Source organism: Flavobacterium sp. ZE23DGlu08 (assembly GCF_030505335.1).
Classification (GTDB): Bacteria; Bacteroidota; Bacteroidia; order Flavobacteriales; family Flavobacteriaceae; genus Flavobacterium; species Flavobacterium algoritolerans.
In genome coordinates this window covers 2,232,598-2,245,841 of the sequence record NZ_CP130045.1, presented here as the reverse complement: position 1 = coordinate 2,245,841, position 13,244 = coordinate 2,232,598, and the positions used below count along the sequence as shown (strand labels likewise).

The window sequence follows — 13,244 nt, the reverse complement described above, 5'->3', positions numbered from 1 at the left end:
CGGTGCTTTTTTATTTAAATACAGAATATGTTTAACTGAATTTTGTCATGTATTGCTGCACAATTAAATCTGTGTTTTCATTGCGCATTTTTTGTTCTAAATGAATTGGAGGTGAAGCTCTTTCCAAACAATTTTTAACAGCACAAGTTTCGCAGGTAACCCCAACAACCTGTCTCTTGATCGAATCACTTTCGATAAACTTGAATTTTTTCTTCATTCCCGGTGTAATCAATATCCCTACCGAAATACTACGAATACAATCTATTTTAAACGGATCCGGCGTTGCCGATGAAAAAACAAGATATTCATTTTTACTATTTTCATAACTGGAAATTTGCGCATCAAAAAAATGATTTTTCTTTTGCCTCAAAGACTCCTCAATAGTACGTATAGAAACCCATCTTCGGCAGTAATGTTCATTCATTTCATTCGCATGCGGTTCCTGCTGATTGGTAATGTGTAATTCCTTTTTTATTTGATACGTATCCGTTCCTATCTGATGAGACAATCGCAGGAAAAAGAGATTCTTCAACTGAAAATCTTTTGGTAAAATATTAGTCAATCTTTGATAGAACGATTCAGGCGAAACATTAAATCCGCTCATCAAAGCAATCATTTCCTGAGGCTTCGGGTCAGTTTTTGACAAAAATAAATTCAGTTCGTCTATCAGTTTTTGCCTTGGAATAAGCAACGCTCCGGCAAAATAGGAAGCATAAAAATTATTCAGGACTTGGTCAAAATTATCAAACTTAATCCAACTGAACGTATATAACCTTTCGGTAATCTCAAGGTAATTATACGCAATTTCTTTAGCTAGAATAAATGCCTTTTGAGGCTCGTCAATATCTAATGAAAGCAATAGCGTCTTGCTTTTTGGTACAAATATCGATCTCAAATCCCCCAATTGTTCTTGCTCAGAAAAAACGAGTTCTTTTATCGTATACCCGTATTCCTCAATTAATATCGCTGTGAGTTCTTCAATCGAAATCTTGGTGTCAATATTTACATGAAACGCTTTGGAAAACTGCAACACTCTCTGCTCTAAATCTTCAAAATAGTTTGTATGCGCTTCTTGATACGAACGCAACGAAGCCAAAAAGAAACTCTCTCTTGTCAAATTATAATGTTGCGCAATCTCAATAATCGTGCTGATAAACGCATTGACTTTTGCAGGAGCATTGGCAATAATATCGATAAGATCATTTTCCTGAATCCCGAAAATCTCCAGAGGAATCTCTTTTAGAATACCAGATTTCAGGATTTCTCCAATAGGTGCCAAATTATTATCCAGTTTCAACGAAACCATATTGTCATAAGAAACATCCAGTTTTTCAGACAACAGAATGATTTTATCCGTTTTAGGATATTTTTTTCCTTTTTCTATTTCGTTCAAATACGATTTTGAAAGGTCTGTGATTTTTGCCAAACCAAATAATGACAGATTCTTATTGGTACGAGCCTGCTTCAGTTTTAATCCAAAAATTAACTTGATATAATCCTTTTCTATGTTCATATCTCAAAGATATACTAAAAAAATATTTTCGCCAAAAAAAATATTTTTCATTTTTAGCGTACGTTCGCTTGTTTTGTAAAAAACTTTTTGTAACATTGTCGTGTAAAACATTTTAACCATGAAAGATATTATTGAAACAACCGAAAAATCGTTACAGTTTTCACCTGAAACGAAAGAGCATTATCCAGCAATTTTGACGGATAACGCTATTGATTTAATAACGGAATTGCATCACAGATTCAATGACAAAAGACTTTTGCTATTAGCCGAAAGAAAAAATCAACAGCATTTATTTGATGCAGGAGCGTTACCAACATTTCCTTCTGAAACAAAAAGCATCAGAGAAAGTAATTGGGAAGCTGCAAAAACTCCAGAGGATTTATTAGACCGAAGAGTCGAAATAACCGGACCGGTCGATAGAAAAATGGTTATCAATGCATTGAATTCAGGAGCAAAAACGTTCATGGCTGATTTTGAAGACAGCACTTCTCCTACTTGGAGCAACTTAATGACAGGCCAGCAAAACCTGAAAGATGCGGTGAATAAAACCATCACTCTTCAAGACACTGTGAAAAATAAAAAATACAGTCTGAACAACGAAACTGCCGTATTGATTGTTCGACCAAGAGGCTTGCATTTACCTGAGAAAAATATTTTGATTGATGGAGAACAAGCTTCAGGTTCCTTAATTGACTTTGGTTTGTATGCTTTTCACAATCACAAACAACTTATTGAGGATGGAACGGCACCGTATTTTTACATTCCAAAACTGGAACATTATCTGGAAGCAAGATGGTGGAATGAAGTTTTCGAATTCACGCAGGAATATTTAGGCGTGAAAAACGGAACATTCAAAGCCACGGTTTTAATCGAAACCATAACTGCCAGTTTTCAATTGGACGAAATCATTTTTGAATTGAAAGATCATATTGTTGGTCTTAATTGCGGACGATGGGATTACATCTTTTCATACATCAAGAAACTAAGAAAAAATCCGGCTTTCCTAGTTCCAAACAGAGATCAAGTAACGATGACTTCGCCATTTATGAGTGCGTATTCCCAATTGGTTATTCAAAGATGTCATAAACGAAATATTCATGCAATTGGCGGAATGGCAGCACAAATTCCAATAAAAAACAACGAAGAAGCCAACAAAATAGCTTTCGACAAAGTAATTGCCGATAAAGAACGGGAGGTTAAAAATGGTCATGACGGCACTTGGGTCGCACATCCGGATTTGGTTTCGCTCGCCATGACGGTATTCGATAAAAACATGCCGACCAAAAATCAGATTCATGTAAAAAGAGAAGACGTACACGTTACCGAAAGTGATTTGCTGGAAACTCCAAAAGGAACAATTACAGAGGAAGGCGTTCGAAAAAACATCAGCATTTCAGTTTTATATATCGCTTCATGGCTCAACGGACAAGGCGCTGCCGCATTACACAATTTAATGGAAGACGCTGCTACTGCTGAGATTTCAAGATCACAATTGTGGCAATGGCTACAAAACGGAGTGGTATTGGACAATAAAAAAGTATTAAATACAAATTACTATCATCGATTAGCGATGGAAGAGTTTGAAAAAATCAGAAAACTCGTTGGAGACGAAAATCATGAAAAACAAAAATACAGACTGGCGGAACAATTATTAGACATTCTGGTCGTAAACGACAATTTTATCGAATTTTTGACAATTCCAGGATACAAATACATTTAAAAAATCAATTGCAATACCTATTAACAAACAACCAAAAAAAAAGAAAAATGAAAACTACAGAAACAAGAATTCAAGAATTAGTTACCGACTGGATTACGAACCCAAGATGGAATGGCATTGAGCGACCTTACACTGCTGAAGAAGTGGTAAAATTGCAAGGTTCTTATCAAATAGAACACAGTGTAGCCAGAATTGGAGCGAATAACTTATGGAACAAACTAAATTCTCAGGATTTTGTAGCCGGACTTGGCGCACTTACCGGAAACCAAGCGATTCAAGAAGTAGAAGCAGGATTAGACGCTATTTATTTGAGCGGTTGGCAAGTTGCCGCTGACGCAAATGTAGCCGGCGAAATGTATCCTGACCAATCTTTATATCCTGCTAACAGTGTTCCATTGGTAGTAAAACGAATAAATAATGCCCTTTTGAGAGCAGACCAAATACAAGTAGTAAACGGAACAACCGATAAAAAACAATACTTAGTTCCTATTGTTGCTGATGCCGAAGCCGGTTTTGGAGGAAACCTTAATGCTTTCGAATTAATGAAATCGATGATTGAAGCGGGGGCTGCCGGAGTTCACTTTGAAGACCAATTGAGTTCTGCTAAAAAATGTGGACACTTAGGCGGGAAAGTTTTGGTTCCTACACAAGAAGCCATCAACAAATTGATTGCAGCACGTTTAGCAGCTGACGTAATGGGAACGCCAACGTTGATTGTTGCTCGTACAGATGCTGATGCGGCTAACTTATTAACTAGCGATATTGACCCTAGAGATGCTAAATTCATCACGGGTGAAAAAACTGGAGAAGGTTTTTTCTATGTAAATTGTGGTGTGGAGCAAGGAATTGACAGAGGATTGAGTTATGCGCCTTATGCTGATTTAATTTGGATGGAAACCAGCAACCCGGATCTTGATTACGCAAGAAAATTTGCCGAAGGAATTCACGCAAAATTCCCAGGAAAAATGTTGGCTTACAATTGTTCGCCATCTTTCAACTGGGCTGCAAAATTATCCGTTGCTGAAATGGAAACGTTCCGCGAAGATCTTGCCGCAATGGGATACAAATTCCAATTCATCACATTGGCCGGATTCCACGCGTTGAACACTAGCATGTTCGAATTGTCTAAAGCATACAAAGAAAGAGGAATGGCAGGTTATTCTGAATTGCAGGAAAGAGAATTTGCTTTACAAAAACACGGTTTCAAAGCCGTAAAACACCAAGGTTTCGTAGGGACATCCTATTTTGATGCAGTACAAAATACCGTAACAATAGGAAAATCTTCTACTACTGCGATGAAAGATTCTACAGAAGTAGCTCAATTTTAGAAAAACTGCAACCATAAAAAAACACGATTTCATCTGAAATCGTGTTTTTTGTTTTTAAAATAAAAGGACCGTTTATTTTGATTCTATAATTTCAAGATCAGTAACCACTTTCTCTTTTCCTTTTTGAATACTTATTTTATTGATTGAAATTGGAAGGTAATATTTACCGTTTTTGGCTGCTTCCAATTTTAGTTTTTTGTCTTTATTTTTCCAATTATCTGCTGCCGTTTTAGTCATTGAAAGATCATAAATGTGTTTATTCAGTCCTTTTACAGCTTTTACCTTCTGAGAATAAACCACTTCTTTCAAGCTGTTTTCAATTTGCAAAAGCACTTCTGCATTTTCATTCGAATAAAACCAAACCTCTGCTTTTGGTTCTGAAGCCTTAGCCCAAGAACTCCAACTGTTGCCCCATTCTCTTGATTTTTTTATCTTTTTAAGCTCAAAAACATGAAGATTTTCCGCTATTACTTTATCATTCAATTGTTCCACTTGTTCCAAATTAACTTTGTACACTGAACGACCGTGAGTTCCCACCACTAAATCTTTTGCTTTCTTTTGAATCACTGCATCGTGAACGGCCACGTTTGGAATTCCACTAGAAAAATCATCCCAGCTTGTTCCTTTGTTTAACGAAACATACAATCCGTTGTCCGTTCCCACGTACAAAACATTCTCGTTGACATTATCTTCCACAATTACATTCACTGGACTTGCAGGCAGATTATTGGCTATATTTTTCCAGGTTTGCCCAAAATCATCTGACACATACACATAACTGGTGAAATCATCATTTCGATATCCGTTTAAAGTCGCATACACTCTTTCTTTCTTGTGTGCCGAAGCCACTACTCTGGAAACCCATCGGTTTTGAGGTAAATCTCCCGAAATTTTATTCCAAGTCGCACCGCCGTCTTTCGAAACATGAATCAATCCATCATCACTTCCCGTGTAGAGCAAACCAAACTGCAATTGACTTTCGCTGATGGCGGCGATTGTTCCAAAAGCTACATTTCCTTCTTTAGCTCCTTGCGTCAAATCAGGCGAAATAGCAGTCCAAGTTTGTCCTTGATTCATCGAACGGTGCAAGAAATTAGATCCCATGTATAAAATATCTTGGTTGTGCGAAGACAATAAAATAGGCGTTTGCCAATTGAATCGAAATGGTTTTTCGTCCTTTTTTGGCTTTGGAGAAATATAATCACGTTTGTTTTTTGCACGATCAATTCTGTAATAATTTCCAAATTGGAAACCTGTGTAAACAATACTTGGATTTCTTTTGTCAATTTGAGTTTGCATTCCGTCTCCACCCATCAAATTTTCGTATGGATATTTTCCGGTTTGGTACCATTCTGATGAATATTTATAAGTACTTGGCCCAACCCAAACGCCATTATCCTGCATCCCACCATAGATATTATACGGTTCTTGCTCATCTACATTCACTGCATAAAACTGACTTACGGAATGTGAATTACTTTTCACCCAATGTGCTCCATCATCATACGAAATGTTCAAACCACCGTCATTTCCATTAATTAAATGCCCAGATTTATTTGGATTCACCCAAACCACGTGATGATCCGCGTGAACATTCTCTTCGCTTATGGAGGTGAATGTTTTCCCGCCATCAGTTGATTTTATAATGGGTACACCTGACAAATAAATTTTATTCACATCGTTTGGATCAACAGATATAACACTGAAATAATACCCGTACGAATAAAAGAAATCATCAATAAAATCTTGGTGTGTCTTTGTCCAATTTTTTCCTCCGTCACCTGATTTGTATACTTCGGCACCAATAACTTCTGTTTCGGCCAAACTATTTATTGCGTCCAGAACTACTTTTGCAGCTTCGTTTGGTTGCAAATACCCGTTTTCAACCCAATGCTTGATATTTTCGGCTCTGTATTTTTCGGTCAATCCGTAATTCTTTAAAATAGAATTCAGACTTTTATTTGGTAATTTCAAGAATTCGTCTCCCGGCATTGAAAACGCAATCGGTAACGAATTGCTTTTTTTGGATTGCAACGGTCTTTTGAATTGGTTATCTAAAATGGCATATACATTTGCATCATCATACACCGCTAAACCAATACGGCCAACGCCTTCGCCAACAGGAAATCCACTTTCAGCATTCGTGTAAAGTTTCCAAGTCAATCCAGCATCCTCACTTTTATAAATTCCTGAAGTGGCGCCACTCCCAATAAAATCCCAAGCTTTTCTATCTTTGCTCCAAGAAGCCGCAAATTGAACCTTGAAGTTTTTTGGCGAAACAGCCACATCAATAATCCCGGTTTCATCGTCGATATAAAGGGTTTTACTCCACGTTTTTCCGCCATTAGTCGTTTTATAAATTCCTCGTTCTTCATTTTTAGAATACAAATGACCCACTGCACCCACAACAACTTCATCTGGATTTGATGGATTGATAAGGATTCTGCTGATGTGATGGCTGTCGTACAAGCCCATATTTTGCCAAGTCTTTCCTTTATCTTCGGATTTCAAAATTCCAATTCCGGCATAAGAGGATCGGGACGAATTCACCTCACCAGTTCCTACCCAAATTGTTCCTCGTTTCCAGTCTACCGCGATATCACCCACATTTTGCGTAGGCGCCGCATCCATAACTGGCGAAAAACTCATCCCATTATTATTCGTGTACCAAAGTCCACCTGAAGCATAACCCACATAAAATTCGGTTGGATTTTCCGGATTTACATCCACATCCACCACTCTACCGCTCATCACCGTTGGACCTACATTTTCAAAAGCAACATTCTGAAAAAGCGATTGATTTTCCATTTGTTTTTTGGCTTCCAATGATTGCTGAATCGCTTCCGCAGAAACTTGTCCCCAAGAGACACTTTGGACTATGAAGGCAGAAAAGAGTACTATTTTTTTCATAAAAACTGATTTGAATTGGAAAATTAATCATAAAAATAGTTATCTGAAAATTTTATAGTGTAATTAACATCCGTTTCTCTCAAAGTTAGTATTTTTGAATATTCAATGTATAAAAACGAATTGTTATGAAATGAGCACAGAAAAAAATGGTATAAAAAACCAATTTTAGCTTTATGCGAATTCCATTTGACAAATAAAAAACAATAAAAATCAACAAATGAAATATCATCAAATTGACCGAGATTTATTTATAAAAAATAGAGAAAAATTCATGGCTCAGATGAAGCCAAAAAGCGTTGCCATCTTCAATTCTAATGATATTTATCCCGTTTCTGCCGATAGTACTTTGCCATTTGCACAACACCGCGATATCTTTTATTTAAGCGGAGTAGATCAGGAAGAAAGTATTTTATTGCTTTTCCCCGATGCGCCATACGAGCACCAAAGAGAAATGGTTTTCTTAAAAGAAACCAGCGAACACATTGCAATTTGGGAAGGTGAAAAACTGACTAAAGAGCGTGCTTTTGAAGTAACAGGAATCAGAACCGTACATTGGTTACAGGATTTCGAAAAAGTTTTATTCGAAATGATGACGCACGCTGAAACAATTTACATCAATACAAACGAGCATTACCGTGCCACTGTAGAAACTGAAACGCGTGAAGCCCGTTTTGTAAAATGGTGGAAAGAGAAATATCCGGCACATACTGTCGCAAAAAGTAATCCGATATTGCAACGTCTTCGCTCTGTAAAAGAAACCGAAGAATTGGACTTAATCCAAAAAGCCTGTAATATTACGGAACTTGGTTTTAGAAGATTATTGTCTTTCGTGAAACCAAACGTGACCGAATACGAAATCGAAGCCGAGCTGATTCACGAATTCATTCGCAACCGTTCCAGAGGTTTTGCTTACACGCCAATTATCGCTTCCGGAAACAATGCCAATGTGTTGCACTACATCGAAAATAACCAACAATGCAAAGCTGGCGATTTGATTTTACTGGATGTTGCAGCTGAATATGCTAATTATTCCAGTGATATGACGCGTACCATTCCGGTTTCAGGAAAGTACACCAAAAGACAAAAAGAAGTGTACAATGCCGTTTTAAATGTAAAAAACGAAGCGACCAAAATGCTGACTACAGGAACACTTTGGAAACAATACCATATCGAAGTGGGGAAATTAATGACTTCAGAACTACTAGGTTTAGGTCTTATTGACAAAGCCGATGTGCAAAACGAAAACCCGGAATGGCCCGCTTATAAAAAATATTTCATGCACGGAACTTCCCACCACATGGGATTGGACACGCACGATTACGGAATCTTGACCGAGCCAATGCAAGCCAATATGGTGTTCACCGTAGAGCCTGGAATTTACATTCCTGCCGAAGGTTTCGGAATCCGTCTGGAGGACAACATTATCGTTCAGGAAAGCGGTGAACCATTCAACATGATGCGCAACATCCCAATTGAAGTGGACGAAATCGAAGAATTAATGAACAGTTAATTCCTTAAATACATACAACTAAATCGGTTTACAGCAATGTGAACCGATTTTTTTTTGGGCGCAACCCAGCTTCCGTAAACTCCAGCTGCGTCGGGCTATCCGCTATAAGTCCTCGTCTCGTCCAAAAAGACAAGACTGTGGGCTTTCCGCTATTATCCCTTGCGCGCTACAACGAGAAAATCTATAATTCCAAAACACGAATTCCAAAATTCATGGTAAAACTGTAACTTTATAATCACCCTTCCGACTTATTTAAAACAACAACTATTTTTTAAAACATATTCAATATGTAATTTGAATCAAAAAGAAATTAAGAAAAATTAAGCTCTGATTCTTAATGAAACTTAATTTCTTAATGGTAAAAACTTTTAAATAAAAACTTAAAACACAGAAATCATGCAAGCACACGAAATAGACTACCACATTTACGGCGAGGAAATGCAATATGTGGAAATAGAATTAGACCCACAGGAAATAGTAATTGCCGAAGCGGGAAGTTTTATGATGATGGACAATAATATCCAAATGGAAACCATTTTTGGAGATGGTTCCGGACAGGAAAACGGACTGTTCGGCAAACTTTTAAGTGCCGGAAAAAGAGTTTTAACCGGCGAAAGTCTTTTTATGACGGCGTTCATCAATCAAAACAATACCAAAAGCAAAGTTTCCTTTGCATCGCCTTATCCAGGAAAAATAATCCCAATTGACTTAACACAATTTGGCGGTAAATTCATTTGCCAGAAAGATTCCTTCCTTTGTGCTGCCAAAGGCGTTTCTGTGGGAATTGAATTCTCTAAAAAACTCGGTCGCGGATTGTTTGGTGGCGAAGGTTTTATCATGCAAAAAATAGAAGGCGACGGAATGGCGTTTGTACATACCGGCGGAACATTGGCCAAAAAAGAATTAGCCGCAGGCGAAATCCTAAAAGTGGATACTGGTTGTATCGTAGGTTTTACCAAAGATGTTGATTATGATATTGAGTTTATTGGCGGAATCAAGAATTCTATTTTTGGAGGCGAAGGTTTGTTTTACGCCACGCTTCGCGGACCGGGAACAGCTTATGTACAATCTTTGCCTTTCAGCCGACTAGCCGACAGAATCATCGCATCTGCTCCAAGAGCCGGCGGGAACAGTCGCGACGAAGGCAGTTTGTTAGGCGGATTAGGAAGTTTGCTCGATGGAGATAAACGATTTTAAATAATTAAAATGGCTTTCAGAAATGGAGGCCGTTTTATTTTAAGGGAAGTTGAATTTGTGGTAAATGTTGACAAAGTGTTTTGTTTACAATCTTTTCTCTCATTAATTTCTTCTTGTTAAAATGTCTTGATATATTTTGAATTATTTCAGTGTAGTTATCAGTTCCATTCTCTTTTTGATGGTAAAAAACCTTTATTGATCTGCAATTATTATGTTCAAAAATAGTGTTTAATAAGGTTCTATCTGATAATCCACAAGAATGTCCAATTATGAAAACCTGAAATTTATCATTATCAATATATCGTAACAAATCATTATAATTTGAATTTTGAAGATATTGAAAAGATTTAAAATTCTTTAAATACTCATTATTATTCAAATTTTCAATCGACTTATATTCATCATCCATTTCATCCCCAAAACCAAAATTGATTTTATTTTCTGAAACATTTCCTAAACTTCCGTGAATAAAATTCATCCTTGTTTCTATTTTATCATCTTTACCTAATAATTCACGATAAATACTTGTAATTGGAGTATAATTAAAATTTAAAAAATACAAATTATTTACCAATTCTTCTTTTCGTTCTTTTTCAAAATGTTCTTTTATTTCATTAACATCATCAATACTTATAAATTCCTTTAAAATATTTTCTTCATTACTTAATAAAGAAATAGGCTTTAGAAAATTGTAAATTTTCAGCCAATTAGTATTTGGATTTTTTGTGAAATCTAAATTATATTTATTCACTACTTCATCCACTAAATATTTTTCAAGTAGAATTTTTACTTCTTCAAATTCTTTATTCAGTCTAGAAACATCCCAAGGATAATTATATTTAGATAAGCCTCCTTTAACACTTTCCTTTAAAATACAATAATAAGTATTTTCAATATCAACCCAATTTTCTACCATAGCAACATCACTTAAATAGAGGAAAAATTTATTCTTAAATTCTTTAATACAGTATTTTTTATTTCTTTCAGCAAACTGCTTTAACGTTTTATAACACTTAACATCTTTATAAAATTCGTTACGACCTTCAATTCCTATACTTACCATATTTAATTTTAATGAAAAAAGATTGTCCTCATAATTATCCTTATTTTCAAAAACTTGTATGACATTTCTCCAATAATCATTCATAAAATCTTTATAAGAAGTCGGCAATCCATGAGCCAAATCAAATCCGTTTCCAATAATCACAAGTCTGTTCATATTTATAAATGCTTTTCTCAAATATACTATTTTTAATACAAGTGCATTCATGAATTGCTTACATGACCTTATATTTCTTAAATGGTTAAAAAAATAAAATGTTACTTTTGTAGACTAAATTTTCATTTTGAAACAAATTCTCTTTAAAAATACCAACATCTCCTATTCCGATACCGGGAAAGGAACCGCTATTGTCTTACTTCATGGTTTCTTGGAAAACAAAGGCATGTGGGATTTTTATATTCCGGAGTTTGCTAAAAAAAACCGCGTTATCACGATTGATTTATTGGGACATGGAGAAACGGAATGTTTGAGTTACGTTCAAACGATGGAAGATAATGCCGATGCGGTTCACGCCGTTTTATCGGAATTACGCATCCGGAAAGCCATTTTTGTCGGACATTCTATGGGTGGTTATGTGGCTTTGGCTTTCGCCGAATTATATCCTGACACCATAAAAGGATTGGTTTTATTAAACTCGACCGCTAGAGCCGACAGCGAGGAACGAAAAACAAATCGGGATCGAGCTATTAAAGCGGTAAAACAATCTTTTATGAATTTTGTTTCACTTTCTATTGCAAACTTATTCAGTGAATCCAACAGAGAACGACTTTCATCCGAAATTGAAAGCGTAAAAAAAGAAGCTTTAAAAACACCGCTTCAAGGAATCGTTGCGTCACTGGAAGGAATGAAAATACGACAAGATCGGGAAGTGTTGTTGCATCTTACACCCTATCCTAAATTATTAATTCTTGGAGAAAAAGATCCTGTTTTAAATTACGAAGAAACCAAAGAACAGATAGAAAACACTGCAGTAAAACTGGTGACTTTTCCGGACGGACACATGAGTCATATTGAAAACCAGGACCAATTATTGATTGTATTGTTGGCTTTTTTCAAAAGCATCTAAATCATTCCTGATTTCAAATACCCTTTTTCAACCAATTCGCTTTTGTCTTTCAAGTGGTGCATTTTTCCTTCTTTCATCAACGCTAGTTTTGTGGAAACCTTAATCACATTTTCATAATTATGATCCGTGATAATAATACCTTTTACACTGGACATTTCTGTAATTAATTCATTTATTTTTTCAATCATTATGGGCGATAAACCATTGTAAGGCTCGTCCAACAAAACAAATTTTGACGCATTATTCAGGATTAATTTAATCACTAAATACCGTAATTCTCCGCCGGATAAATGTTTTATTTTTTTATCTAACATCGATTGAATCATTTCATCAGCATAGAAATCCTGTAATTTCTCTTTGGCAATCGACAATAAGATTGTCTTTTTTATCGAAAATGAATTTGGAATAAAATTATCTTGAGGCAAATAACTAATTTCATTTAGTAAATCTCTAGTTTTTGATTTCACGACGCCATCAACTCGAACAAATTTAAAATCGGCAGTTACAATTCCGAAAATGATTTTCAACAAAGTAGATTTTCCGGAACCATTTCTTCCTAAAACACCAATGATATCAGCCGTTTCGCATTTCAAATACACATCGGAAACTATGATTTTTCCATCATATTGTTTTTGAACACTGTCTACTTCTAAAATATTTTTAGTCATACGAGTTTGATTACTAAATTAATGACTAAAATCAGCATCAACGAAAAAACAAAATTCATTAGAAAACCATAGATGAATAAATGCAGTTTTGAGATTCCGTTGTTGTAATAAAACAGGTATTCATTTTTAGCATTCACTTCTTTTATCAAAATACTGATGAAGAAACCAAAAATAATAAGCACGTATTTGAAGGTTTCAAACCCTCCAAAAACCCATGCCAAAACACTTATTGACACGTTTATCGTCAATGTACTTTTGTAAAACTCAAA

General features: G+C 35.8%; 10 protein-coding genes. 5 read left to right on the top strand and 5 right to left on the bottom strand.

Features of this window, described 5'->3' with window-relative positions:
• Nucleotides 1-31: 31 nt before the first annotated feature.
• Nucleotides 32-1,513 carry a helix-turn-helix domain-containing protein gene (locus Q1W72_RS09745; protein WP_099714163.1) on the bottom strand — a complete coding sequence of 494 codons (1,482 nt, stop codon included), beginning with the start codon at nt 1,511-1,513 and terminating at the stop codon, nt 32-34.
• A 118-nt stretch (nt 1,514-1,631) separates the two neighbouring features.
• On the opposite strand from Q1W72_RS09745, the gene aceB reads away from it, so the two are divergent.
• Nucleotides 1,632-3,233, top strand: a complete 1,602-nt coding sequence (gene aceB / locus Q1W72_RS09740) for a malate synthase A (RefSeq protein WP_099714162.1) — start codon at nt 1,632-1,634, stop codon at nt 3,231-3,233.
• A 47-nt stretch (nt 3,234-3,280) separates the two neighbouring features.
• On the top strand, nt 3,281-4,561 hold the full coding sequence (gene aceA / locus Q1W72_RS09735) for an isocitrate lyase (RefSeq protein WP_099714161.1): 1,281 nt from the start codon (nt 3,281-3,283) through the stop codon (nt 4,559-4,561).
• A 72-nt stretch (nt 4,562-4,633) separates the two neighbouring features.
• On the opposite strand, the gene Q1W72_RS09730 is transcribed toward aceA, so the two are convergent.
• Nucleotides 4,634-7,471, bottom strand: coding sequence for a glycosyl hydrolase (locus tag Q1W72_RS09730; protein WP_099714160.1), 2,838 nt, complete (start codon nt 7,469-7,471; stop codon nt 4,634-4,636).
• Nucleotides 7,472-7,688: 217 nt separating this feature from the next.
• Here Q1W72_RS09730 and Q1W72_RS09725 point away from each other — a divergent pair, with 217 nt between their 5' ends.
• Together Q1W72_RS09725 and Q1W72_RS09720 are read left to right on the top strand one after the other, a co-directional pair.
• Nucleotides 7,689-8,981, top strand: coding sequence for an aminopeptidase P family protein (locus Q1W72_RS09725; protein ID WP_099714159.1), 1,293 nt, complete (start codon nt 7,689-7,691; stop codon nt 8,979-8,981).
• A 396-nt stretch (nt 8,982-9,377) separates the two neighbouring features.
• Nucleotides 9,378-10,178, top strand: coding sequence for a TIGR00266 family protein (locus tag Q1W72_RS09720; RefSeq protein ID WP_302134972.1), 801 nt, complete (start codon nt 9,378-9,380; stop codon nt 10,176-10,178).
• 34 nt (nt 10,179-10,212) lie between these two features.
• Here the strand turns inward: Q1W72_RS09720 and Q1W72_RS09715 are convergent, their stop codons facing one another.
• A complete protein-coding gene (locus Q1W72_RS09715) occupies nt 10,213-11,418 on the bottom strand; it encodes an AbiH family protein (protein ID WP_158234586.1) in 1,206 nt (401 codons plus the stop codon).
• Nucleotides 11,419-11,524: 106 nt separating this feature from the next.
• Here Q1W72_RS09715 and Q1W72_RS09710 point away from each other — a divergent pair, with 106 nt between their 5' ends.
• Nucleotides 11,525-12,307 (top strand): alpha/beta fold hydrolase, encoded by a 783-nt coding sequence (locus tag Q1W72_RS09710; protein WP_099714156.1) that lies wholly within the window; start codon nt 11,525-11,527, stop codon nt 12,305-12,307.
• Here the strand turns inward: Q1W72_RS09710 and Q1W72_RS09705 are convergent.
• Both Q1W72_RS09705 and Q1W72_RS09700 read right to left on the bottom strand, forming a co-directional pair.
• On the bottom strand, nt 12,304-12,975 hold the full coding sequence (locus Q1W72_RS09705; protein ID WP_099714155.1) for an ATP-binding cassette domain-containing protein: 672 nt from the start codon (nt 12,973-12,975) through the stop codon (nt 12,304-12,306). The two genes, Q1W72_RS09710 and Q1W72_RS09705, sit on opposite strands and share 4 nt — an antisense overlap.
• Complete coding sequence (locus Q1W72_RS09700; protein ID WP_099714154.1) at nt 12,972-13,211, bottom strand: hypothetical protein; 240 nt, start codon at nt 13,209-13,211, stop codon at nt 12,972-12,974. The genes Q1W72_RS09705 and Q1W72_RS09700 overlap by 4 nt, the downstream gene beginning before the upstream one ends.
• Between the last annotated feature and the right edge of the window lie 33 nt (nt 13,212-13,244).

Coding starts and splice junctions, on each gene's coding strand:
- Q1W72_RS09705 (WP_099714155.1), bottom strand. CDS start 12,975: ATGACTAAAAATATTTTAGAAGTAGACAGTGTTCAAAAACAATATGAT.
- Q1W72_RS09720 (WP_302134972.1), top strand. CDS start 9,378: ATGCAAGCACACGAAATAGACTACCACATTTACGGCGAGGAAATGCAA.
- aceA (WP_099714161.1), top strand. CDS start 3,281: ATGAAAACTACAGAAACAAGAATTCAAGAATTAGTTACCGACTGGATT.
- Q1W72_RS09730 (WP_099714160.1), bottom strand. CDS start 7,471: ATGAAAAAAATAGTACTCTTTTCTGCCTTCATAGTCCAAAGTGTCTCT.
- Q1W72_RS09725 (WP_099714159.1), top strand. CDS start 7,689: ATGAAATATCATCAAATTGACCGAGATTTATTTATAAAAAATAGAGAA.
- aceB (WP_099714162.1), top strand. CDS start 1,632: ATGAAAGATATTATTGAAACAACCGAAAAATCGTTACAGTTTTCACCT.
- Q1W72_RS09745 (WP_099714163.1), bottom strand. CDS start 1,513: ATGAACATAGAAAAGGATTATATCAAGTTAATTTTTGGATTAAAACTG.